We start from the raw sequence: 24,312 nt of genomic DNA, 5'->3' as shown, positions 1-24,312 counted from the left end.
GCGCGCTATGGAGCCAGCACGGCTCGCTGGCGAAGCAGGCAATTGCTACGCTTTTAATAGCTAAGAGCGCTTGATATATGGGCGCTAGAGGCGGATTTCCTTTGTAAACCTCAAGGACTGGCGGTGGCTTGGGGTGGTTCCGCCAAATGCGCGTCCATCCAGCGCAGCAGATCGCGCCACATCGCGCGCACCTGCTCGTCTGCCGGCATGCGCAGCTCGTGCTGCAGCTCGATGGTGACCACCGGCATGCCCTGACGCACGCTGCCGTAATGCCCCAGCGAGCCGGGAAAGATGCCCAGCTGGTCGAGCCGCAGCTGCCCCAGGCGGCTGGGCGGCGGCAGCGGGCCGTCGTAGTCGAGCACGCCGTACGGCGCGTGGATGCTCACCACCAGATCGGGCGCGAACTGCTCCATCTGCGTGTGCAGAAAGCGTGACTCCGGCTCGGACAGCGGCGTGGGGCCGGGCCAGCGGCGCGGGTCCTTGCGGGTGCGCTTGTCCCAGTAGATGGGCGCATCGCGATCCCAGTGGGGCGTGGGGAAGTTGCGGTTCAGGTCCACGCCGCGCGCGTTCACCCGGGTGGGTTTCTTGGCCAGCAGGCCGTCGGGGTTCAGCACCGGAATGAAGCGCCAGTGCACGGGCAGACGCCCTGCTGCGCCCTGCACCTGCGCCTCGGCCAGCGCGATCCAGCGCAGTGCGAGCGAGGCCGACGTCAGCTCGTCGCCGTGCATGGCGCCAACCACCAGCACGCGCAGGGGCTCGGCGCTCCTCGCCGTGGCGGGGGCCATCTGCGGGGCCACCACCGGGGCGACATCGCGCCAGTAGATCGGCGTGCCCAGCACGGACTGGGCCCCGCTCTCGGCCAGCAGCGTGGCGGCGCAGTCGGCAGCGGTGATGGTGGGCAGGCGCTTGAGCAGGCGCTGGCATGCGGCCGCAGCGGCTTGCGGCGACGCGGCTTGAATGGGCCGTGCCAAGGGTGCGGCAGGTGCTGCCGCTGCGGCAGGCCGCGGCGGGGCCTGGGCAACGCCGGATGGGTGGGAGACCCGTGGCCCCAGCAGTTGCAGAGGCGCGTCGGCCCCTTCGGCGAACAGCGCCGCGCCGAGTGGGCCGCGGGCGGTGTCGCGCCCGTCGCGGGGCGATTGCCAGAGTTGCCAGCCGCCTGCAGCCAAGGCCAGCACGGCCAGGGCCGGCAGCACCCAGCGCAGGGCAGCAGCCACCGTGCCGGGTGTGTGATCGCCCGGCCGCATCAGTGCAGCACCCGGCTGGGGGTCGCCGCCAGAAAGTCCAGCAGCGCACCGTCGAAGGCGTCGGGGTCTTCGAGCTGTGGCCAGTGGCCGACGTGGGGCATGGAGACGTGGCGCGCGTCCACCAGCACGTGGGCCAGCGCCTGCAGTGCCTCGGGCGGGGTGCAGCGGTCTTGCTCGCCACCTACCAGCAGGGTGGGCACCTGCACGCGGGCGAATTCGGCAGCGCCGCGGGCAAACGTGGGCAGGGCCTGCAGCGCATGCCGCCAGGCAGACGGGTTCACCTGGCTCAAGGCGTGGCTGGCCAGGCGCACGCCCTCGGGCAGCGCGCCGGTGCCGATGGTGCGCGGCACCAGCGCCTGGGCGATGGCGTCCATCGACTGGCCGGCATCGAGCGCGGCCAGGCGCGGCGCCACCCAGGCGGCTTCGCTGGCGGCATCGAGCGCCGGGCCGCCCGCGCACAGCACCAGCCGGCGCACGGCCTGCGGCTGGCGCAGCGCCACTTCCAGCGCCAGCATGGCGCCCATGCCGTGTCCCACCAGGGTGACGGCGCCGCCCTGCAGCGCGTCGATCAACCGCGTGCAGCTTTGCGCCAGGCCCATGAAGCCGTAGGGCTCGATGGGCGCGCTGTGGCCGTAGCCGGGCATGTCCCACGCCACGGCGCGGTAGCCGGCGCTGGCCAGTGTTTCAACCTGGGGAGCAAAGGTGAGATGGCTGCCGTCCACGTCGTGCAGCATCAAGACGGTGTGGCCGGAGCCGAGGGTGGTGAAGGTGGGAAGAAGAGCCATGGACTACAGGATGGGGAGCGGGCCGCCCGCGCGGCACGGCGGATGCGCAGACCATAATAGCCCACCCCTTTTTGACCGCCGCGCGCTGCGCCGCGCTTCGTTGCCCGTGAATTCCCCAACGCCCCGCCCCCTCGCCGCCCGCTCGCCGGGCTTTTCCACGCGCGAGTTCCGCGACGCCCTGGGCATGTTTGCCACGGGGGTGACCATCGTCACTGCGCGCGCGGCCGACGGCTCGCTGGTCGGCATGACGGCCAGTTCGTTCAACTCCGTCTCGCTCGATCCGCCACTGGTGTTGTGGAGCCTGGCCCACCGGGCGTCGTCGCTGCCGGCCTTCGCGGCCGGCTCGCACTACGCGATCAACGTGCTGGCCGCCGGGCAGCAGGCGCTGGCAGAGCGCTTTGCCACGCGCGGCATCGATCGGTTCGCGGGGGTGGACCATGCGCCCGGCGTGGCGGGCGCGCCGGTGCTGGCGGGCGCGGCGGCGGTGTTCGAGTGCTTCAACCGCAGCCAGTACGTGGAGGGCGACCACACCATCTTCGTGGGCGAGGTGGAGCAGTGCAGCCACCTGGAGGGCGCATCGCCCCTGCTCTATCACGGCGGCATGTTCTATGCCGAACTGCCGCTGGGCGCGGCGCCTGCGCTGGCGAGTGCCAATCAAAAATGATAGCTGCCAGCGCTTGATGCATAAGCGCTAGAGCCTGATTTGACCCTAAACCTGCTGTCGGACTCAGGGCCAACGGGTCTCATTGACCGACATGGAGCCCTGGGCGGGTTTTACTTGACCGCGTCGGGCAACTCGATCTTTACTTCAAGCACATCCAGGTTGTCCTGGCGTTCCAGGTGCACCTTCAGGTCATCGGGGTTGATCTTCACGTATTTGGAGATCACCGCGATCAGTTCGCGCTGCAGGGCTGGCAGGTAGTCGGGCTCGGACGCGTTGCGGCCGTTGCGCTCGTGCGCCAGGATGATCTGAAGGCGCTCCTTGGCGACGCTGGCGGTCTTTTTCTTTTCGCCCAGCAAAAAAGAGAGAAACGAAGCCATGCCGATTACCTCCCGCCGAAGATGCGCTTGAAGAAGCCAGGCTTTTGCGCGTCGATGAAGCGCAGCGGCTTGTCTTCGCCCAGAAAGCGCGCGACCACGTCCTTGTAGGCCTCGGACACGTCCGAGCCCTGCAGGTGCACGGCGGGCGTGCCCTGGTTGGAGGCCTGCAGCACGCTTTCCGATTCCGGCACCACGCCGATCAGATCGATGCGCAGGATGTCCTGGATGTCCTCCAGGCTCAGCATCTGGCCTTCCTGCACGCGGCCGGGGTTGTAGCGCGTGATCAGCAGGTGCTCCTTGATGGGCTCCTTGCCTTCGATGGCGCGTTTGGTCTTGCTGCCCAGCATGCCCAGGATCCGGTCGGAGTCGCGCACCGAAGAGACTTCGGGGTTGGTGACCAGCAACGCCTCGTCGGCGAAGTGCATCGCCATCAGCGCACCGCTTTCGATGCCGGCGGGCGAGTCGCAGATGATGTATTCGAAGTCCATCGCCGCCAGATCCTTCAGGATCTTTTCCACGCCGTCCTGCGTCAGTGCGTCCTTGTCGCGCGTCTGGCTGGCGGCCAGCACGAACAGGTTGTCGCACTGCTTGTCCTTGATGAGGGCCTGGTTCAGGTTGGCCTCGCCCTGGATCACGTTGATCAGGTCATAGACCACGCGGCGCTCGCAACCCATGATCAGGTCGAGGTTGCGCAGGCCGACGTCGAAGTCGATCACGGCGGTCTTGTGGCCGCGCAGGGCCAGGCCCGATGCGAAGCTGGCACTGGTGGTGGTCTTGCCCACGCCTCCCTTGCCGGAGGTCACGACGACGATTTTGGCCATGGTGTGCTGTTTCCCTGCGTTGGTGATCCGGATGGACGGAAAAATCGAAAGTGAAGAAAAATGGGAATGGCTCAGAGCGGCTCGATGAGCAGCTTCTCGCCTTCGAGCCGCACCTGCGCCGGCTTGCCGCGCACGTTCTCGGGCAGCTCGGTCTCGGTAGTGCGGTAGATGCCTGCGATGGAGACCAGTTGCGGCTCCAGGCAGGTGCTGAAAATGCGCGCCTCGGTGTTGCCACGCGCGCCGGCAATCGCCCGGCCACGCAACGGCGCATAGATGTGGATGTTGCCGTCGGCGATCACTTCGGCGCCGAAGCTCACCACGGCCATCACCACCAGGTCGCCGCCGCGGGCATACACCTGCTGGCCCGAGCGCAGGGGTTTGTCGACCACCACAGTGTTGGGGCCGGCCACGGGCACCTCGACGGGTACTTCGACCTCGCGGACGACTTCCCGCACCACCTCGCGCACGGGCGCTGCAGGTGCGCCGGCCGGGATGGCAGCGCGCACAGGGGCCGCCTCGGGCGCGGCCACCAGGCCGGCGGCCAGGGCGGCCTGCATTTGCTCGGGGTTGCCGCCGCGCACGGCCACGGGCTGGGTGCGCAGGGCGCGCAGCGACTGGATAAGCGCCGCAAAGTCCACCGGCTCGGCGGCATCGCGCACGCCGGCCAGGTCGATCAGCACCGGGTCGTTGTCGAAGAATTCAGGGTCGTCGGCCAGCCGGGCTGCCAGGTCGGCGGCCAGCACGGCGGCGTCGGTCGTCTTCAGCGCCACGGCCACTACCGGCAACTGGGCGCTCTTGAGGTCAAAGCTGGTGCGGGCAGCGCCCGCCGTATCAACGGCCATGAAGCTTGTGGGTGCGCGGAAAGATGAAAATGAGAGATGCGCGCCGCTCACGGGGCCCGGCGCCGGAAAGCCGCGAAGTGTACAGCGCACCACGGCACGGGCTGCATCAGGACGTGTCCTGCGCGGGGCTGAGGGCACCGCAGCGGGCACTGCCGCCGAACTGCCCCAAGACCGCGCCGGATTCGACATGTGGGCCATCACTGGAAGAATTGAAGCCAAAATGGCCTCCAGCGCTTTATCCATAAGCGCTAGCAGCTATTAAATCAATAGCAAAAGAGCCTTACCCGAAAAGTTGCCTGGCTAGATCGTTTCAGCGTCAAAGCTTGGGAATGCGGATGCGGCTGATCATCAGCGAGCCCGACACCGCGAACAGCAGCACCAGCGGGTGCAGCGTGAAGCCACCCAGGCGCACCGAGCCGAACCACAGCTGGTCGCCCACGGCGCCCAGCCAGGCGGCCAGCGCCATCACGCCCACCAGCACGATGGAGGTCGGAATGGGCGTGCCCTCGAAGTACTTCACCTTGCCCGAGCCGGAGCCGTCCGACAGCGTCTCGGCCGTGACGTTGTAGCGCGCCAGGCGCGACACGCCGCAGGCCACGAAGTACGCCAGCACGATGCGGTCGTACAGCCCCTGCATGCCGCAGGCGTAGGCAATGATGGCGGGCGCCACGCCGAACGAGATCACGTCGGCCAGCGAATCCAGCTCGCGTCCCATGGCCGACGACTTCTGGCGCCAGCGGGCGATGCGGCCGTCGAGCACGTCGAAGATGAGCGCGGCCAATACCAGCGCGGCGGCGAAATAGATGTGCCGCACGTCGCCCGTGGCCAGAAAGGTCATGCATGAGAACAGCGCGCCGACGCCGCACACGGCATTGCCCAGCGTGAACCAGTCTGCGAGGTGGAACTCGCGGATCATCGAAAAGCGCTTGGGGACGGGTGCGTTCATGGGATTCCTTGGGATGGCGGTCGGCCTGGCGACGAGACGGAGAGCGCCGGCCGGCGTTGCGAACCATTATGGAACGCAGCCACGCGGCGGGCCGTCAGGCGAATCCTACGGAGCAGCGGGGGTCGGCGGCAGATCGTTGCCCATGGCCGGCACCTGCGGTGTCGGCAGGCAGTTCACCCGGTTGCGGCCCTGGTGCTTGGCCTGGTAGAGGCCGCCGTCGGCACGCGCGAGCAGGGTGTCCAGCGTGTCGCAGGGCGCCAGCGTGCTCACGCCGAAGCTGGCCGTGACCTGCACGCCCGCTGCACCTGCCGGCACATCGGCCAAGGCATCCACCGAGTCGCCGACCGGCACGTTGACCGCCGCAACGGCCGCCCGCAGCGCCTGCGCCAGGGCCACCGCATCGGCCAGGCCGGTGGCGGGCAGCAAGATACCGAATTCCTCGCCGCCCAGCCGCCCCACCAGGTCGCCCGCGCGCACCCGGCCCACGGCAGCCGCCGTGACTGCGCGCAGCACGGCGTCGCCAGCCGCATGACCGTGCCGGTCGTTGACGAGCTTGAAGTCGTCCACGTCGAACATCACCATCGACAGCGCTGCGGCGGCGCTGCCTTGCGGCGCTCGGCGCGCCTGCGCCACGGCGGCCTCGGAGCGCTCCATGAAATGCCGGCGGCTGGCCGTGCCAGTCAGCGCATCGGTGGTGGCGGCCACACGCAGCGCGTCTTCCATCGCCTTGCGCTCCGTGATGTCGACGATGGTCGCCAGCGCGCAGGCCGCGCCGTCATAGGTGACGGGCACCATCGACACCAGCACCCACAGCTCGCGCCCGTCCGGCGTGAGCAGGCTGGTTTCATAGTCGCGCAGCACACCGTCCCGGCGGTATTGCGCAAACATGCGGTCGCGTTCGCCGGGGTTGCGATAGAGGCTGCGCGGCTCGCGTTCCATCAGCTCGGCCATGGGCATGCCTGAGAGGTGCGCGGCACGTTCGTTGACGTAGACAAATCTGTTTTCGGCCACGTTGGTTACCAGCATGGGCAGCGGCGCGTTGTGCAGGATGGACATCAGGCGCGACTCGCTTTCGGCCAGTGCTTGGGTGCGCTCGGCCACGCGCTGCTCCAGCGTTTGCGCCAGCCCGCGCCACTGCGCGTAGAGCCGGGCGTTGTCGATGGCGTTGACCACGTTGCCCGACAGCAGCTCCAGGAACTGGATGCGTTGCTGCGAAAACACGCCCGCCATCGCGTCGTTTTCGAGATAGAGCGCGCCCATGGTGCTGCCCAGGCGCACCAGCGGCACGCACAGCACCGAGCGCACCGAGCGCGTGCTGAAGTAAGGCAGGCGCCGCCACACATGCGCTTGCAGCACATCGGGAATCAGCACCGGGGCGGCCAGGTGCAGCACGGTGCGCAGCACCTCCAGCGGCAGGCGCGCACCGGCGTCTTCGAGCGGCGTGCCGTCGGGCCCGGCATCGGCGGGCGCGGCACTGTCGGCGCGCAGTGACCAGGCGCCGGCTACCGTGCCATCACTCAGCACCACAGCCGCGCGGCTGGCGCCGGCGCTTTCGCGCAGCACCTGCAGCAGGCGATTGAGCAGCGCATCCAGCGCGATCTCTGCCGTGACGGCCTGCACCGCCTTCATCAGCGTGGACAAGTCCAGCGCACTGCCCGGGCTCGCCAGCAAGGCGCCGCCCGGCAGCGAGGAGGCCGATGCGGATGGGCGCGACGACGGGTCGGTCGCCGCGGCACGGGGCTCCTCGATGCGGCCAGCCAGCGCCACCGCGCCCCAGCGCAGGAACAGCGCACGCGCCTGCGCCCGTTCGGCCCGGGCGGCGGCATCGGCCAGGTGCGCGGGCGCTGCGTCCTGGTGGCCCGACCAGTGCACCAGGCCCTGGACGAACAGGTTGTCCAGCGTCTGCGCGGCGCGCTGGGCCGCATCGATTTCGGCCTGCACATCCACCGGGGGGCCGGGCAGACTGATGTCGAAGGCCGCCATGCGCGCGCGCAGCAGATAGGCCAGCGGCCGCACGTCAGCGCAGGTGTGTGCCCACAGCTCCAGCCGGTGCAGGGCCGACTTGCAGCGCTGCGCCGCATCGGGCCGGCCACTGTGCGGCGCCGACATGGCAGAGAAGAACACGCAGAACGGCACCATGGCCATGCCCCGCCCGGCCGCAAACAGGGCCTGGGCGGCATCGCCCGCGGCGACGGCCTCTTCGGCCCGCCCGGCCAGCGCGTGCAGCATGCAGTGCCACGCATGCAGGAACATGGCGCCGGTCTGGTCGGCGCGGTCGGCATAGGTCTGCTCCAGCGCGCGGGCCGAGAAGCCGGCGGCCTGCTGCTCCAGCGGCTCGGCGTCGAACATCGGGCGGCGCAGCGCGCGCACCACGGCCAGCAACGCGCCCAGATAATCGTGCGCCACGGGCTGGCGAATGCGGCGCAGCGTGGTGGCGTCAGCCTCCAGCTGCGTTTCCAGATCGGCCAGCGGCATGCCGGCCAGCAGCGCGTGGTAGCCGTGCACGTACAGTCCCAGCCCCGCATGCCGCAGATTGCCCGTCTCCAGCCCGTTGCGGTGCACGGACATCAGGCCCGGCAGGCCGCTGGCCAGGCCTTCGATCCAGTGGCGCAGAAAGGCATTGAACGAGAACCCGGCGTGCGCATGCACATGGCGCCAGCCGTGGCGCTCCACCAGGTCCATCGACAGGCGGCCCAGCCGGTAGCCGAAGGGGTAGTCCTGCAGGAATTCGGCCACCATCAGCCCCATGACCGAATAGGCCGAAAGCGCCACGGGCGCGTGCCCATGCGCCACCATCAGGCGCACCTGCAGCACCGTCAGCAGCGGCAGCAGCGCCGGGCGGGCGATATAGGCAGCGGCGGTCATCTTGGCCACCACGGACAACTGCTGCAGGCACAGCGCGTCGGTCATCGCCGGGCGTGCAGCCAGCGCGTCGAAGCCGATGGCCTCGATCTCGGCGCGCACATCGGTCACCAGCTGCACCGCGTCGGCGGGCGATGCGGCCTCGGGCGGCGCCGCGCCCAGCAGCTGCAGCACACTCAAACCCAACTCCAGCGTGTCGTCGAGCCGGCCCAATGCGTAGAAAGACTCGATGCGCACGTCCAGCAGACGCGCCCGTGCCATGGGCGTGGCGGCATGCGGCAGCGCGGTGTCGATCAGCGCGTCCATGATGTCGGCGCTGCCCGTGAGGGCCGCCATGCGCGCGGCATGCACGTGCAATTCGAGCGCGCCCGCAGCGTCGGCGTGCCAGCCCTCGGCGCCGCGCAATGCCACGGCCTGGGCCGCGTAATGCGCAGCCAAATCGAACGATGCGGCCTCGCAAGCCAGCACGCTGGCGCGCGCGTTGTAGCCGGCCAATGCCGCGCGCTCGGCGGGCGCTTGCACCAGGGCCTGGCCCAGGTTGAGGTGGTTGACGACCGCGAAATCGGGCTGCTCGCCCGGCCGTGCGTCGCGCAGCAACCGGCCGATGTGCAGGTGCAGGGCGGGCCGTGCCAGCTCGGACGAAAGCAGGTAGGCCGCTTCCTGCACGCGGTCATGGGCGAAGGCGAACTCGGCCTGCACGCCCTGGCTTTCCTGCGCGTCCAGCACCGGCAGCCATTTGTAGCGCGCGTCACGGGGCACCACCAGCCCGGCCTCCAGCGCAGGGTGCAGGGCAGCCGCCACGCGGGCTGTGGTGCGCGCGCACGCCACGCCCAGCAGGTGCGGGTCGAACCGGCTGCCCAGGCATGCGGCCGTCGCCAGCACGGTGCGCGTGTCGGGTGGCAGGCGGCGCAGTTGCTCGAGCATCAGCGCCACGACGTTGTCGGCCACATGCTCGTGGCGGATGCGTTCGTTGTCCCAGCTCCAGCGGGGCTCGGCCCGGTCCAGCCAGATCAGGCCGCGCTGGTGCAGGTCGTGCAGAAAACGGCCCAGAAAGAAGGGGTTGCCGCCGGTCTTGGCATAGCACAGCTGTGCCAGCGGCTGCACCTCGGTCTGCGACCGCTGCAACGCATCGGCCAGCCACTGCACCGCGTCGCTGACCGTCAGCGCATCGAGCCGCATGGCCAGGTGCCGGCCGCCCGCGTCGCCCTGGGCGGCCAGCGTGGCCAGGTCTTGCGCCAACGGGTGGTCAGCCCCCACTTCGTCGGCGCGGTAGGCGCCGATCACCAGCAGGTGCTGCAGGCCGTCGTCGAGCACCATCTCGCGCAGCAGCCGGCGCGACAGCCGGTCGCTCCACTGCAGGTCGTCGATGAAAACGAGCAGCGGAGAGTCGGCGCTGCAAAGGCCCGCAAAGCACAACTGCATGGTGCGCACGAACCGGTTTTCTGCCTCCATCGGGCCCAGCGCATGCTCATCGGGCGCGGCGGGCTCCAGCAGGGCCACCAACTCGGGCAGGGTGGACTGCGCCAGGGCGCTGTTGGCACCCAGCAGCGACTGCAGCCGGGCGCCCCACACCGCGCGTTCGGCCGGCGGCAGCGCCAGCAACTGGCGGGTGCGCTGCGCCAGCGCCTGCACGAAGGCGGCGCAGGGCGCAGGCTGGCCGAACTGGTTGAACTTGCCGCTGGCCATCTGGCCCTGCCGCGCCAGCAGGGTGCGCTGCACCTCCTGCACCAGTGCGGTCTTGCCCACGCCCGGAGCACCGTCCAGCGTCACCAGCCGCGCGGCGCCGCCGGCTGCCGCGTCGAAAGCGGCCAGCAACTGGCGCACCTCAGGCGCGCGGCCGTAGAGCCGGCCAGCGACGTGAAAACGCTCTGACAGATCACCCTGCGCCAGCACCAGGCCCTGCAGCGCAGCAGGGTCGTTCAACGATGCACGAATGCGCTGCAGATCGCGCCGCAGCACATGGTGGCTCTGGTAGCGCGACTCGGGCTCCTTGGCCAGCAGCCGGTCGACCAACGCACCCAGCACGGCCGGAGCCTGCGGGCAGCCTGCCTGCAATGGCGGGGGCATTAGCGCCAGATGGGCGTGCACGGCGCGCAGCGGGTCGTCGATGGCGCCGAAGGGCGGTGCGCCGGTCAGCAATTCGTAGAGCGTGGCACCCAGCGCGTAGAAGTCGGCCCGGTAGTCCAGGTCGCGGTTCATGCGGCCCGTCTGCTCGGGCGCCATGGTGGCCAGCGTGCCTTCCAGCTCGCGCAGGCTCACGGCCTGCGTACGCTCCACCGACACGCTGGCGGCGATGCCGAAGTCGATCAGGCGAACGACGCCGCCAGGCCGCGCAATGATGTTTCCTGGCGCCACGTCCTTGTGCACGATGTTGCGCACGTGAATGGCCTCCAGGGCGTCCACCACGGCCAGCGCGATGTCCAGCGCCTGTGCAATGGGCAGCGGGCCCTGCCGCAGCCATTCGCGCAGAGCGGTGGCGCCGTCGTCGGGCATGGTGATGAACAGCACGCCGTCATGGCTGCCGAGTGCGGTGGCGCTGACCACGCGCTCATGTGGCACGCGCCGCGACAATTCGTATTCGCGCCGAAACCGGGCCACGTCGCCCGGCCCCAGCCGGTCGCACCGCAGCAATTTGACGATGACCGCCGGTCCGCTCACCTGCCGGCAGCGCAGCACGACCGAACGGGGGCCTTGGTACAAAGTTTCCCCCACCTCATAGCCGGCGAACGACTGGCCAGGGCGGGCGAAGCCAGGAACCGGAGGCACACCTAGCGGATCGGCGGCTGGGGACGAAGGGGGCAACATGGGTTGTGAGCGCAATTGCCGACGATGATAGTGGCGCGCGCACCATTTGTTGCATTTTCAGGCGACAGCCGCCCCAGCGCAGGAGCGACTCACCCGGCCTTCGACGCGTCCTGCCCGCACCCCCCGCGCAGGTCGCGGCCGAACATCGCCCAGCACGGTCAGCAGCGCTCCCGGGGGTTCGGACAGTTCAGCGACTGATGGGGGTCAAGCGTGGGTGCTGCTCGTCCGCGCCGCCGCGTAGGCCACGTACCAGTCCAGGCTGCCGGGGTTGGCCATGGCGTCCTTGTTCACGACCTTGTCCAGTGGCTGGCCCAGCAGCAGCTTCTTGACGGGGAGTTCCTGCTTCTTGCCGGTGAGGGTGCGCGGCACTTCGGCCACGGCCAGGATGTCGTCGGGCACGAAGCGCGGCGACAGCGCGGTGCGGATAGCACCGGCGATGCGCTGGCGCAGCGCGTCGTCCAGCACCACGCCATCCCGCAGCACGACGAAGAGCGGCATGTAGCTGGGGCGACCCAGATATTCCAGATCGACCACCAGGCTGTCGAGCACTTCGGGCAGGGCCTCGACGGCGCTGTACAGCTCGCTGGTGCCCATGCGCAGGCCGTGCCGGTTGATGGTGGCGTCGCTGCGGCCGTAGATGATGCAGCTGCCCGTAGGCGTGACCTTCAGCCAGTCGCCGTGCCGCCAGACCGCGCCCATCTCCGGCGGGCCGTCGCCGCCGCCGGGTTGGCGGCCGTGGCCCGGTGGGTACATGTCGAAGTAGCTGGAGAGGTATCTTTTGCCGTCCGTATCGCCCCATAGGTACAGCGGCATGGAGGGAATCGGTTGCGTGCAGACCAGCTCGCCCACGGCGTCCACCACCGGGTGGCCTTCAGCGTCCCAGGCCTCTACGGCTGCGCCCAGCATGCGGCACTGCATCTCTCCGGGCACCTGCGGCAGTTCGCGGTGGCCGCCGATGAAGGCGCCGCAAAAATCGGTGCCCCCTGAGATGTTGTTCCACCAGATGGGTTCGCCCCCACGCTCCCCCACTGCGTGTGGGTCGCTGCCCCCCGAGGGGGCCGCGCCTTGGCTTGCGCGGACCGGCGCGGCGGCGTCAGGCGTGCCGATACGCTCGAACTGCGCCGTGCCCCAGGCCTGCACGTCCGCCGACAGCGGCGAGCCGGTGGTGCCCAACGCGCGGATGCGCGACAGGTCACCGCAGGCGGCAAGCTCCAGCCCCGCCTTCATGCAGTTGGCGTAGAACGCCGCGCCGGCGCCGAAGAAGGTGACGCCGGTCTCGGCAGCAAAGCGCCACAGCACGCCCCAGTCGGGATTGTCTTTGGTGCCACCGGGGTTGCCGTCGTAGATCACGCAGGTCGTGCCCGACAACAGCCCGCTGGCTTGCGCGTTCCACATCACCCAGCCGGTGGAGCTGTACCAGTGATAGCGCTCGCCTAAGGAATTGGGCTCGTAGCTGCAGCCGATGTCGTTGTGCAGGCTTTTGAGCTGCAGCGCCACCAGCACCATCCCGCCGTGGCCATGCACGATGGGCTTGGGCAGGCCGGTGGTGCCGCTGGAATAGACGATCCAGAGCGGGTGATCGAACGGCACCCAGCGCGGCTCAAAGGCAGCGACTTCAGCATCATTTCGGCCTGTAGCGCTTATGTAGCAAGCGCAATCAGCTATAGTTTTAGTAGCATTCAGGTTGTTAACGACCACCACGTGCTGCAGCGACGGCAGCGCCGCGCGCAGCTCGGCCAGCACGCCGGTGCGGTCCAACTCGCGCCCGCCGTAGGTCACGCCGTCGACCGCGATCAGCGCCTTGGGCTCGATCTGCCGGAAGCGGTCGAGCACGGCCGCCGTGCCCATGTCGGGCGCGCAGACGCTCCAGATGGCGCCCAGGCTCACGGTGGCCAGCAGGGCGACCAGTGCTTCAGGAATGTTGGGAAGGTACGCGGCCACGCGGTCGCCGGGGCCGACGCCCTGGCGCTGCAGGTGCAGCGCGAGCGACGCGACTTGCCGGCGCAGCTCGGGCCAGCTCAGCTCGCGGTGGCGGCCTCTTTCATCGCGGCTGATGACGGCCGGCTGACCGGCGGCGTGGGCCGCCTCCACATGCCGCAGGGCCTGCTGCGCGTAGTTGACCTGTGCGCCGGGAAACCACTGCGCGCCCGGCATGGCGTTGCGCGCCAGCACGGCGGTGTACGGCGTGGGCGACTGCACGTCGAAGTAATCCCACATGCTCTGCCAGAAGGCGCCCAGGTCGGTGGTGGACCAGCGCCAGAGCGCGTCGTAATCATCGAACACCAGGCCCCGCTCGCGGCCCAGCCAGTCCTGGTACAGGCGGATCTGGGGAACGTACGGCGGTGGCAGCAATTTCATGGTTTCCATAGCAGCGCAGCCTACTTCGTATCACCCGGACATGTCATCCACAGCGCGTCGCTGGCTTGACAGCAAAACGAGCCTGCTCTCACGCCCCAGGGCCATGGCCATGGCGCTTATCGAGCCCAAGAAAAATCCCCTCGCGGTGCCAGACGCACGAGGGGATGGGGAGTCATGCCATGCGAGGCGCGGCAATGTCTACTGCTTTACTTCGCCGCCAGATCGCGCATGCGGTCAGCACGGCCGGCGGGGTTGGGGTGTGACGACAGCATCTCGTCCAGCGCACCGCCCTTGCCACCGCTCTGCGCCGCCAGCTTGCGGAAGGCCGACTCCATGCCGCTCACCTTGTAGTTGTGCTTTTTCATGAAAGCCAGGCCGTAGTCGTCGGAGGCCGTCTCCTGGCTTTGCGAGAACTGGCTGTTGACCAGCTTCTCGCCCAGCGCACCCAGGTCGCTATCGGCCAGCTTGCCCACACCACCGGCGGCAGACGCGGCCTTACGGCCGGCCGAAGCCAGGTAGGCCGTGCGCATGGCGCTCAGCGAGTGCTGCAGTTTCACGTGGCCGATCTCGTGACCGATGACGCCCAGCAGTTCCTGGTCGTTCATCATGTCCATCAGTCCGCTGTAGACGCGAATGGAGCCGTCTGCCGTGGCGTTGGCATTGACCTCGTTGCTCAGGTAGGCCTTGAAATTGAGCTTCAGGCCGTCTTCGTTGACATGCTTCTTGGTGAGCCGGGCCAGGCGCTGGGCATATTTATTGTTGGCTGGGGCCACCTTTTCGGTGCGCTCTTCATAGGCGCGCAGCTGCAGCGATACCGCCTTGAGCTCCTCGTCCGACACGGTGGCCGCCTTGAACACGTCCGCTGCAGCGCCGATCTTGCTGTCGGTACTGCTAGAACTGCCACCGCCTACCGAGCCCAGAGCGGAAGCAACGGACGCGATGGGCGACGAATCTGCGGACGAGCTGCCCTTGGAGCCATTGGTAACGCAGCCGGCCAGAAACAAAGCGAGCGCAAGCGCGCTCAGGCGAGAAGTGTTCATGAATTTCCCTCGTTTTAAAAATGGCGAGGTGGCGGGCAGCCGATATAGCGCCCGCACCTTCTTCGAAGCACGCAGCAAGGATCCCGCTGCGCGGCAACATTGTTGCAATTTTTGACAGGGCAAATACCCGGTTCAACGCACTTTTCTCTTGCCAACAGGCGCGCGGGGACCACAGCGCCTTGGGAAATGCCATCGGCTCAGATTGCTGAAGCAGCCCTTCGGCAGATCAGTCCGTCTGTTCCCGTACGCTGGTGATTGCGTAGCCCTTCTCGCTGATCTGCCGACCGGGCTCGGCAATGCCGAAGTCGTCCCAATGCGCGGCTCCCTCGTCCAGCTCCTGGCCGGCCAGCTCGCTTTCCCAGTCGGTATTGATCGCCTCCTGGGGAATTTGGCGCCCTTCTGGCACGACAAGGTGAGAGAACTTGCCTTCGGCTTCGGCTCGGCGATAGATGTCCACGCGCATGGTCGGATCCTGGGTCGGGTTGGAAGAAGGCCCACTCTACCGGCAGCACCCGAACACGAGCGTAGGAATAGGCGCTTCGCCGGCAGGGCGGCAGACAGCCCGGCTTGCCTGCGGCGCCCTAGCCGCGCTATGCTCTGCGGGCTCTCACTTATCAGACATCAGACAACTTATGGCCAACACACTCCAATCCATCGACGCCCGCACAGGCCAACCCCACGGCGACGCCTGGGCTGAATCCACCCCCGCCCAGATCGACGCCGCTGTGGCCGCCGCGGCGCAGGCCGCTGATGCCTTCGGCGCCACCTCCGCCGCCGACCGCGCCGCCCTGCTGCGCGACCTGGCCAGCGCCCTGGAAGCCCAGCGCGAAACCCTGGTGCCCCTGGCTGACCGCGAAAGCGGCTTAGGCCCCGTGCGCCTGAACGGCGAGCTGGACCGCACCGCCTTCCAGCTGCGCGGCTTTGCCGACGTGATCGAGCGCGGCGACGCGCACACCACCATCGACGACCCGGCCGTGGCAGGTGCGCCGCCCGCCGGCCGTCCTCGCATGCTGCGCGTGCGCGTGCCCTTGGGCCCGGTGGCCATGTTCTCGGCCAGCAACTTCCCATTCGCGTTCTCCGTGCTGGGTGGCGACACCGCCTCGGCCCTGGCCGCCGGCAACCCCGTGGTCATCAAGGGCCACCCCGCCCACCCCGAGCTGACGCGCCAGACCGTGGCGCTGGCACAGAAGGTGGTGGCTGCGCGCGGCCTGCCGGCCGGCGTGTTCCAGGTGGTCGAAGGCGGCTCGATCGAAGCCGGCGTGGCCCTGGTAAAGGCGCCTGCGATCGCTGCCGTGGCGTTCACGGGTTCGTTCAAGGGCGGCACGGCACTGGCCAAGGTGGCCGCCGAGCGCCCCCGCCCGATCCCGTTCTACGGCGAGCTGGGTTCGGTGAATCCGCTGGTCGCCCTGCCTGCCGCGCTGGAAGCCAACGGCGCCGCGCTGGCCGAGACGCTGGCCGGCTCCATCTGCCTGGGTTCGGGCCAGTTCTGCACCAGCCCCGGCGTGATCGTGGTGCGCACGGACGCCTCGGGCGACGCCTTCGTCGCCACCCTGGCTGAAAAGCTCGCCGCCCTGGCCCCCCACGCCATGCTGACCCCCGGCATCCGTGGCGCGTTCGACAAGGGCGTGGCCGCCTGGAAGGGCAACGCCAAGCTCAAGGCCCTGGTGAGCGACACGGCCGCCGCCGGCGCCACGCCGCGCCCGTTCCTGGGTGAAGTGCAGGCTGCCGACTTCATCGCCGATCACCAGCTGCACGATGAAGTGTTCGGCTCTGCCGCGCTGGTCGTGCGCGTGGGCTCCGTTGCCGAGACCATCGCCGTGCTGAAGGCTGTGGGCGGCTCGCTCACCGTCACCATCTGGGGTGCCGACAACGACACGGCCGAGAACCGCGACCTGGTGCGCGCCGCAACGCAAATCAGCGGCCGCGTGCTGTTCACCGGCGTGCCCACCGGCGTGGCAGTGACCGCCGCCCAGCACCACGGCGGCCCGTTCCCTGCGTCGACCGCGCCGTTCACCACCTCGGTGGGCTACGCCGCGCTGGACCGCTTCCTGCGCCCCGTGGCGCTGCAGGACGCACCGGCCTGGCTGACGGATCGCAAGGGCGTTTCGGTCTGACCTGACCCCGCCGCGCTGCGCGGCTGCTTGTCGCACTCACTCAAAGGGGCTCCGCCGAACACGCGGAGCCCTTTTTTCGTGGGCGCGGAGCGCCTGTGCAACCCAGTGAGGCAGGCGTTATGGCACCCAAGCCGTGTGAATTTTGGGTCTTTTCGGCCTCTAGCGCTTATCCAACAATGATATGCAGCTATTAAAAACATAGCGCCATTCAACAAGGTTTCTTTCTCTCCGCTCTTTGACGCAGGCCAAGCGGCGCGTTTGCCGCTGTCCGACAATGGTCGCGCAGGCAGTGGCCGCCCACGGCGCCTCGACCCGCACCCCACCGCAACGCCCACCGCATCACCCCGTATCCACCGCCGCGGAACCGCCATGTCTCCTGAGTCGCCCGCCCACCGCAGCAGCCCCAGCGCCGACCCGACCGACGTCCTGATTGTCGGCGCGGGCCCGGCAGGCCTGTCGCTGGCCGCATCGCTCGGGCAGGCCGGTTTTCGCGTCACGGTGCTCGACCAGCAGGACGAAGCATCACTGGCCAGCCCCGCGCCGGACGGCCGCGAGATCGCGTTGACGCACCCCAGCGGCGACACGCTGCGCCGGCTGGGCAGCTGGCAAATGCTGGCCGCCCACGAGATCGGCCGCATCACCGAAGCGCAGGTGCACGACGGGCCGGTGGGCCAGCACGCGGCGCTGCAGCTGGCGGCGCCCGGCGCGCACCGCAGCGGCGCCGACCACCTGGGCTGGATCGTGCCCAACCACGCCCTGCGCCGCACGGCCTGGCAAGCGGCATCTGCCACGCCGGGCGTGCGCATCGTCTGCGGCGCGCAGGTGGGCCGGGTCGCCACGCTAGCCACGCATGCCGAGGTGGACTACACACAGCCAAGCAGCGCCGCCGAGACACCGGTCACGCGTCTGCAGGCGCCGCTGGTGGTGGCCGCAGACAGCCGCTTTTCCGCCACGCGGCGGCAGCTGGGCATCGGCGCGCAGATGACCGACTTCGGCCGCACCGTCATCGTCTGCCGCATGCGCCACGCGCAGCCGCACGGCGGCGTGGCGCACGAGTGCTTCGGCTACGCACGCACGCTGGCCGTGCTGCCGTTGCCGGACGACGGGCAGGACGGCACGCATCGGTGCTCGGTGGTGGTCACCACGGACACGGCCGATGCCACAGCGCTGATGGCGCAGGACGCAGGCGAATTCGCCGCGCAGGTCGCCACCCAGTTCCAGCAGCGCCTGGGCAGCATGCAGCTGGTGGGCGAGCGCCATGCCTACCCACTGGTCGCCGTGTACGCGCACCGCTTTTGCGCACACCGCTGCGCCCTGCTGGGCGACGCCGCCGTGGGCATGCACCCGGTGACGGCGCACGGCTACAACCTGGGCCTGGCGGGCGTCGAGGGCCTGAGCCGGGTGCTGGCCGAAGCCAGAGCGCGCGGACAGGACATCGGCGCGGCGTCGGTGCTGGCCCGCTACGCCCGCGCCCACCACCGGCACGCCCTGCCCATCTACCAGGGCACGAACGCCATCGTGCGGCTCTACACCGATGCGCGGCCGCTACCACGGCTGCTGCGCCAGCTGGTACTGCAGGGCGCGCGCCGGCTGCCGCCGCTGCAGGCGGCGATCACTCGGCAGCTGACGGGGCGCGGGGCGGCACCTGGGCTGCGATAGCCCGGCAGGTCTGCAGCCGCAACCGCACCGCCGGCCTGAGCAGCGCGCGCGGCAAGGTCGATTCCCTAGAACAGATTTTTTCAGCCCGCAGGCTGGGCCACGCTCGCGCGCCACCAGGGCTGCGTGCCGGTGGGCGCGGCGATGTCCACGCGCTCGCCCATGGCGGGTGTGACCAGCGGTACGCCGCGCTGCGCTGCCAGCGCATCGATGCGCTCGAACGGCTCGTTCCACGCATGCAGCGACAGATCGAATGTGCCGTTGTGGATGGGCATCATGTGGCGGCCGCGCACGTCCAGGTGCGCCTGCAGGCTTTGCTCGGGCTGCATGTGCACGTCGGGCCAGTCCTGGTTGTAGGCGCCGGTTTCCACCATCGTCAGATCGAACGGTCCGTAGCGCTCGCCGATGGCCTTGAAACCGTCGAAGTAGCCGGTGTCGCCGGTGAAAAAGATGCGAGTCTCGCCGGCCGCACCGCCGGCGATGAGCACCCATGACGCCCACAGCGTGCTGTTGCCATCGGTCAGGCTGCGGCCCGAAAAATGCTGCGCGGGCGTGGCCACCAGCTGCACGCCGCCAATGGTCGTGCCCTGCCACCAGTCGAACTGCTGCACCTTGGCCGCAGGCACGCCCCAGGCGATGAGCCGGTCGCCCACGCCCAGCGGCGCCACGAAGTGCTCCACCGCGGGCGCCAGCGCCAGGATGGCCGCGTGGTCCAGGTGGTCGTAATGGTCGTGCGAGAGCACCACGCCGGTGATGGGCGGCAACTCATCGATGGCGATGGGCGGCGCATGAAAGCGCTTGGGGCCGGCGAACTGCACCGGCGAAGCGCGCTCGGAAAACACCGGGTCGGTCAGCCAGAAGCCGCCGTTCAGCTTCATCAGCATCGTGGAATGGCCCAGGCGCCACAGGCTCAGATCGGGCGCGGCCAGCAGCGCGGCGCGGGTCAGCGGCTGCACGGCGATGGGCTGGCTGGGCACGGTGTCCGGCGGCTTGTTGCCGGTCAGGAAGTTCCAGAACACGCTCACCGTCTTGGCAAAGCCCAGCGGGCGGCGCGGCGCCTGGTTGCGGAATTTGCCATCCACGTATTGGGAGGACTGTGCATGCGGCGGGGCCGCCGGGGTGGCGCAAGAAGAGAGGCTGGTGGCCATGGCGATCAGGAGAAGAAGGGCAGACAGGGTGCTGCGCATGCGGCGCGGCATGGGCAGAGTGTGTCGTCGATTCAGGATACGGGGGTGTCCCGCTGCAACACCAGGGCACGGCGCAAGGGCATGCAAGGCAGAGACCCGCACGGCGTCCGGACGCCACAAGGGGATAATTTCCGCGCATGACCCAGATCCTTGAGCACCTGTCGAAGTCCGTGTCCACCGCCCGCACCGTGGAAGAACTCACACGGCCGCTGCTGGAGATGCTGGAGGCGGTGACGGGCCTTGAATCGACCTACCTCACCTCCATCGACCACACGCTGGGCCTACAGCGCGTGCTGTATGCGCGCAATTCGAGCGCGCTGCAGATCAGCGAAGGGCTGTCGGTGCCCTGGGACGATTCGCTGTGCAAGCGGGCGTTGAACGAGGGCCAGACGTTCGTCAATGACGTGCCGGACCGCTGGCCCGATTCGCAGGCGGCGCGCGCGCTGGGCATCCAGACGTATTCCAGCACGCCCGTGCGCACTGGCAACGGCGTGCTGTACGGCACGCTCTGCGCGGTCAGCCCGCGCTCGCGGCCCCGCACGGCGCAGGCCGAGCGCATCCTGACCCTGTTCGCGTACCTGATTGGCCAGCAGGTGGAGCGCGAGCAGCTGATCCACCAGCTGTTGGCCGCCAACGAGAAGCTGCAGGCGTTTGCCACGACCGACGCGCTGACCGGTTTGCCCAACCGCCACGCGCTGGTGGCCGCACTGGAGCGGATGCTGGCCCAGGGACAGCGCCAGAAAATGAACGTGCTGATCGCCTTCATGGATCTGGACGGTTTCAAGGCGATCAATGACACCCACGGCCATGAGGCGGGGGACCAGTTCCTCATGGCCGTGGCGCAGCGTCTGCGGGGCACGCTGCGCGCGGAGGACATGGCCGCCCGCCTGGGTGGGGACGAGTTCGTCGTGATCAGCCTGAGCGCGCACACCGGGCACGCCGCCCGCGCTGCGCAGGAGACGCTGACCCAGCGCATCACCGATGCCACGCGCGGGCGCTTCGAGCTCAACGGCATCTCGCTCGACTACGAAGGCGCCAGCGTGGGCGTGGTCTGCCAGCCCCCCGCAGCCGGCCCCCATCGGGCCGCTGATGCGATACGCCTGGCCGATCAGGCCATGTACCAGACCAAGATGGCCCGCCGGCAAGCCCGGCAGAGCACAGGGCAGCCGCCGATCAGTCCGCGCTGATGCCGGCGCACGCCGCCACGGCGCGCATCAAGGGCAGTTCGCGCTCGAGCAGCGCGTCGCCCTGCTTGGCCGGCCCGACCACGGCCTCCACGCCCTGGTCGGCCAGTGCCTTGCGCACGCCGGCGTCGGCCATGGTTTCCATCAAGGCCTTTTCCAGCCGGGCGTGCACGGCTAACGGCAGACCGCGCGGCGCCATGACCGTGCCCCAGGATTCCAGCACCACGTCGGGGAAACCCGCCTCGGCGAAGGTCGGCACCTGCGGCAGCGTGGGCAGCCGCTTGGGCGACGCCACGGCGATGGCGCGGACCTTGCCCGCCTTGATCTGCGGCGCCGCGGTGACCACCGTGTCCATGGCCAGCGGCAACTGGCCGCCGATCAGGTCGGTGAGCATGGGCGCGCTGCCCTTGTAGGGCACGTGCAGCAGCTGCACGCCCATGGCCAGCCAGGCGATCTCGGCCGTGAATTGCGACGCAGTGCCGGCGCCGAACGAGGCATAGGGCAACTGGCCCGGGGCCTTCCTGGCTGCGGCCTGCACCTGCGCGAGCGTGTTGAAGGGCGCGTCCTTGCCGGCCAGCAGCACCATGCCGGCGCGGCTCAGCATGCCGATCTGCTCGAAGCTCTTGATCGAGTCGTAGGGCAGGTCTTTGCGCACCGCCGGGTTGAGCGTGAGCATGGAGCCCGAGCCGATCAGCAGCGTGTAGCCGTCCGGCGCCGAACGCGCCACGTAGCCGGCCGCCACGGCCGTGCCGCCGCCGGGCCGGTTGTCGATGATCACGGTCTGGCCGAGCTTTTCACCCAGCTTGGGTGCGATCGCGCGGCCAATCGTGTCGCTGCTGCCGCCGGGCGGGAACGGCACCACCAGCGTGACGGGGCGCGAGGGATAGGCCGATTGCGCCAGCGCGCCGGCGCTGCCCACCCATGCGGCCGCTGCCACGGCCGCCACTTTCCAGGCCCAGGCCCGACGTTGCATCTTCATGAAAACCACACTCTCTCCTGTGACCCAAACAGGTAAGACCGCGATGGTAGGCAAAGCCAAAAATGTGCCTGCCGCATGCCCCTGGCCCAGCGGGTGTGCACACCGACCGGGATAATCGGGCTTCACAACCCCACGCCTTCATGTCCGCTTCTGCCTGCCGCGTGCTCGCCGTCATCCCGCCGATGACGCAGCTGAACACGCCCTACCCGTCCACCGCCTACCTCACGGGCTTTCTGCGCTCGCGCGGCGTCACCGCGTTCCAGGAAGACCTGGCGCTGGCGCTGGTGCTGCGGCTGCTGTCGCCCGAAGGCCTGAAAGACGTGGCGGCGCGCGTGCAGGCCTTGCCGCCAAAAAAGCGCAGCCCTGCCGTGCAATCTTTCGCAGAGCAGCAAGGCCGCTACCTGGCCACCATCGGCCCCGCCATCGCTTTCCTGCAGGGCCGCGACAGCACGCTGGCGCACCGCATCGCCGGGCGGCACTACCTGCCAGAGGGGCCGCGCTTTGCGACGCTCGACGTGTATGTGGACGACGAAGGCGGCGACCCGCTGGGCTGGGCCTTTGGCGCCTTAGGGTTGCACGACAAGGCCAAGCACCTGGCCACGCTGTATTTGAACGACCTGGCCGACGTGCTGCGCGACGCGGTGGACGAGCGCTTCGAGTTCGTGCGCTACGCCGAATCGCTGGCTGGCAGCCAGCCCACGTTCGACCCGCTGGCCCAGGCGCTGGCCGCGCCGCCCACGCTGGTGGACGACATGCTGGTGCAACTCACACACGACGCCATTGAGCGCCACCAGCCCACGGTGGTGCTGCTGTCCGTTCCTTTCCCCGGCTCGGTATACGCGGCGTTTCGCATTGCGCAGGCCATCAAGGCACGCTGGCCGCACATCGCCACGGTGCTGGGCGGTGGCTTCGTGAACACCGAGCTGCGCGAACTGGCCGACCCCCGCGTGTTCGACCATGTGGACTACGTGACGCTGGACGCCGGCGAGCGCCCGCTGCTGGCGCTGCTGGAGCACCTGCAGGGCCAGCGCGGCCGCCAGCGGCTGGTGCGCACCTTCGTGCGCGGCGATGACGGCGCCGTGCAGTACGTGAACATGATGGAAGCCGACGTGGCCTTCGCCGAAGTGGGCACGCCCACTTGGGACGGCCTGCCGCTGGACCGCTACCTGTCGCTGCTGGACATGCTCAACCCCATGCACCGGATGTGGAGCGACGGGCGCTGGAACAAGCTCACCGTGGCGCACGGCTGCTACTGGAAGAAGTGCAGCTTCTGCGATGTGAGCCTGGACTACATCAGCCGCTACGAGGGCGCGAGCGCGGCGGTGCTGGCCGACCGCATCGAGCAGATCGTGCGCGAGACCGGGCAGACGGGTTTTCACTTCGTCGATGAAGCCGCCCCTCCCAAGGCCCTCAAGGCCCTGGCCACCGAGCTGATCGAGCGCAAGGCCGGCATCAGCTGGTGGGGCAACGTGCGCTTCGAGAAAACCTTCACCCCCGACCTGGCCGAGCTGATGGCCGACTCGGGCTGCATCGCCATCTCGGGCGGGCTCGAGGTCGCGTCTGACCGGCTGCTGCAGCTGATGAAAAAAGGCGTGTCGGTGGACCAGGTAGCGCGCGTGACCAAGGCGTTCAGCGACTCCGGCATTCTGGTGCACGCCTACCTGATGTACGGCTTTCCGACGCAGACGGTGCAGGACACGGTGGACGCGCTGGAGTACGTACGCCAGCTGTTCGCCAACGGCTGCATCCAGAGCGGGTTCTTTCACCGCTTTGCCTGCACCGTGCACTCGCCGGTGGGCAAGAACCCCGAGGAGTACGGCGTGACGCTGGCCCCTTTGCCGCCGGGCGACTTCGCGAAGAACGATGTGGGCTTCATTGACCCTACGGGTGTGGACCACGATGCGCTGGGGCTGGGGTTGAAGAAGGCGATCTACAACTACATGCACGGGATCGGGCTGGAAGAGGATGTGCGGGCTTGGTTTCCGTTCAAGGTGCCTAAGACGACGGTGCAGCGGAATCGGATTGAGAGGGCGCTTCGGGGTGGGTAATTGCTATTTATTTGATAGCTGCTTGCGCTTATCTATCAAGCGTTAGAGGGCTATTTGTCTTGTATCTTGCTGGTGGAATTGCTTCCTGGGGCGGGGTGATGTGGCCGGCTGAACGCTTGCTCTCCTTTGCTTCATCAACGCGAAGGAAGTTTGGGGTCTTTTTGGACTCTAGCGCTTATTTGGCAAGCGCTTTCAGCTATCTTTTTGACAGCTGTTGTGAGGTTGCGTCCCGGGGCCGGGGGATGCGCCCGGCGGCGCACTCACTTTCTTTCGCTTCGCCGAAAGAAAGTAAGCAAAGAAAGGGCGACCCTGCTGTCTGCGTCCCCTTCGCTGCGCTACGGGGCAACCTGCGGTGCTCGCGGGCGGGGTGTGCCGCAGAACTCACTGCGCGCTTGCAGCG

General features: G+C 68.8%; 17 protein-coding genes. 5 read left to right on the top strand and 12 right to left on the bottom strand.

Features of this window, described 5'->3' with window-relative positions; translation table 11 throughout:
* Nucleotides 1-110: 110 nt before the first annotated feature.
* Nucleotides 111-1,214, bottom strand: coding sequence for a M14 family zinc carboxypeptidase (locus RQI28_RS14285; protein ID WP_311223331.1), 1,104 nt, complete (start codon nt 1,212-1,214; stop codon nt 111-113).
* A 29-nt stretch (nt 1,215-1,243) separates the two neighbouring features.
* Nucleotides 1,244-2,029 (bottom strand): alpha/beta fold hydrolase, encoded by a 786-nt coding sequence (locus RQI28_RS14280; protein WP_311223330.1) that lies wholly within the window; start codon nt 2,027-2,029, stop codon nt 1,244-1,246.
* Between the two features lie 106 nt (nt 2,030-2,135).
* Between RQI28_RS14280 and RQI28_RS14275 the strand changes: the two genes are divergently transcribed.
* The gene (locus tag RQI28_RS14275) at nt 2,136-2,693 is read left to right on the top strand and encodes a flavin reductase family protein (RefSeq protein ID WP_311223329.1); all 558 of its coding nucleotides are present in this window, start codon (nt 2,136-2,138) and stop codon (nt 2,691-2,693) included.
* 110 nt (nt 2,694-2,803) lie between these two features.
* Here the strand turns inward: RQI28_RS14275 and minE are convergent, their stop codons facing one another.
* The 8 genes from minE to RQI28_RS14235 all read right to left on the bottom strand — a co-directional run bounded on the left by minE (nt 2,804) and on the right by RQI28_RS14235 (nt 15,207).
* Nucleotides 2,804-3,070 (bottom strand): cell division topological specificity factor MinE, encoded by a 267-nt coding sequence (minE, locus tag RQI28_RS14270; protein WP_311223328.1) that lies wholly within the window; start codon nt 3,068-3,070, stop codon nt 2,804-2,806.
* Between the two features lie 5 nt (nt 3,071-3,075).
* Nucleotides 3,076-3,891, bottom strand: a complete 816-nt coding sequence (gene minD / locus RQI28_RS14265) for a septum site-determining protein MinD (RefSeq protein ID WP_311223327.1) — start codon at nt 3,889-3,891, stop codon at nt 3,076-3,078.
* 71 nt (nt 3,892-3,962) lie between these two features.
* Nucleotides 3,963-4,733, bottom strand: a complete 771-nt coding sequence (gene minC / locus RQI28_RS14260; RefSeq protein WP_311223326.1) for a septum site-determining protein MinC — start codon at nt 4,731-4,733, stop codon at nt 3,963-3,965.
* Between the two features lie 316 nt (nt 4,734-5,049).
* Nucleotides 5,050-5,679: a CDP-diacylglycerol--serine O-phosphatidyltransferase gene (pssA, locus tag RQI28_RS14255; RefSeq protein WP_311223325.1), complete on the bottom strand. Its 630-nt coding sequence runs from the start codon at nt 5,677-5,679 to the stop codon at nt 5,050-5,052.
* A 105-nt stretch (nt 5,680-5,784) separates the two neighbouring features.
* A complete protein-coding gene (locus RQI28_RS14250; RefSeq protein WP_311230895.1) occupies nt 5,785-11,307 on the bottom strand; it encodes a diguanylate cyclase in 5,523 nt (1,840 codons plus the stop codon).
* Nucleotides 11,308-11,550: 243 nt separating this feature from the next.
* Nucleotides 11,551-13,704, bottom strand: coding sequence for an acetoacetate--CoA ligase (locus tag RQI28_RS14245; protein ID WP_404976910.1), 2,154 nt, complete (start codon nt 13,702-13,704; stop codon nt 11,551-11,553).
* A gap of 206 nt (nt 13,705-13,910) precedes the next feature.
* Nucleotides 13,911-14,744, bottom strand: coding sequence for a M48 family metallopeptidase (locus RQI28_RS14240; RefSeq protein WP_311223322.1), 834 nt, complete (start codon nt 14,742-14,744; stop codon nt 13,911-13,913).
* 226 nt (nt 14,745-14,970) lie between these two features.
* Nucleotides 14,971-15,207 (bottom strand): DUF6139 family protein, encoded by a 237-nt coding sequence (locus tag RQI28_RS14235; protein WP_311223321.1) that lies wholly within the window; start codon nt 15,205-15,207, stop codon nt 14,971-14,973.
* Between the two features lie 169 nt (nt 15,208-15,376).
* On the opposite strand from RQI28_RS14235, the gene RQI28_RS14230 reads away from it, so the two are divergent.
* Together RQI28_RS14230 and ubiM are read left to right on the top strand one after the other, a co-directional pair.
* A complete protein-coding gene (locus RQI28_RS14230) occupies nt 15,377-16,858 on the top strand; it encodes an aldehyde dehydrogenase (NADP(+)) (protein WP_311223320.1) in 1,482 nt (493 codons plus the stop codon).
* Nucleotides 16,859-17,227: 369 nt separating this feature from the next.
* Nucleotides 17,228-18,517 carry a 5-demethoxyubiquinol-8 5-hydroxylase UbiM gene (gene ubiM / locus RQI28_RS14225; protein ID WP_311223319.1) on the top strand — a complete coding sequence of 430 codons (1,290 nt, stop codon included), beginning with the start codon at nt 17,228-17,230 and terminating at the stop codon, nt 18,515-18,517.
* An 80-nt stretch (nt 18,518-18,597) separates the two neighbouring features.
* On the opposite strand, the gene RQI28_RS14220 is transcribed toward ubiM, so the two are convergent.
* The gene (locus RQI28_RS14220; protein WP_311223318.1) at nt 18,598-19,713 is read right to left on the bottom strand and encodes an MBL fold metallo-hydrolase; all 1,116 of its coding nucleotides are present in this window, start codon (nt 19,711-19,713) and stop codon (nt 18,598-18,600) included.
* A gap of 125 nt (nt 19,714-19,838) precedes the next feature.
* On the opposite strand from RQI28_RS14220, the gene RQI28_RS14215 reads away from it, so the two are divergent.
* Nucleotides 19,839-20,888: a sensor domain-containing diguanylate cyclase gene (locus RQI28_RS14215; protein ID WP_311223317.1), complete on the top strand. Its 1,050-nt coding sequence runs from the start codon at nt 19,839-19,841 to the stop codon at nt 20,886-20,888.
* Here RQI28_RS14215 and RQI28_RS14210 read toward each other — a convergent pair.
* Nucleotides 20,875-21,864: a tripartite tricarboxylate transporter substrate binding protein gene (locus RQI28_RS14210; protein WP_311223316.1), complete on the bottom strand. Its 990-nt coding sequence runs from the start codon at nt 21,862-21,864 to the stop codon at nt 20,875-20,877. The two genes, RQI28_RS14215 and RQI28_RS14210, sit on opposite strands and share 14 nt — an antisense overlap.
* Nucleotides 21,865-22,004: 140 nt before the next feature.
* Between RQI28_RS14210 and RQI28_RS14205 the strand changes: the two genes are divergently transcribed.
* On the top strand, nt 22,005-23,912 hold the full coding sequence (locus tag RQI28_RS14205) for a B12-binding domain-containing radical SAM protein (protein WP_311223315.1): 1,908 nt from the start codon (nt 22,005-22,007) through the stop codon (nt 23,910-23,912).
* Nucleotides 23,913-24,312 lie beyond the last annotated feature (400 nt).

This window comes from Acidovorax sp. WCS2018Noco2-16, assembly GCF_031843945.1.
Classification (GTDB): domain Bacteria; phylum Pseudomonadota; class Gammaproteobacteria; order Burkholderiales; family Burkholderiaceae_C; genus Paracidovorax.
Note: the sequence above shows the minus strand (reverse complement) of the source record. Positions and strands in the feature narration are given on the sequence as shown.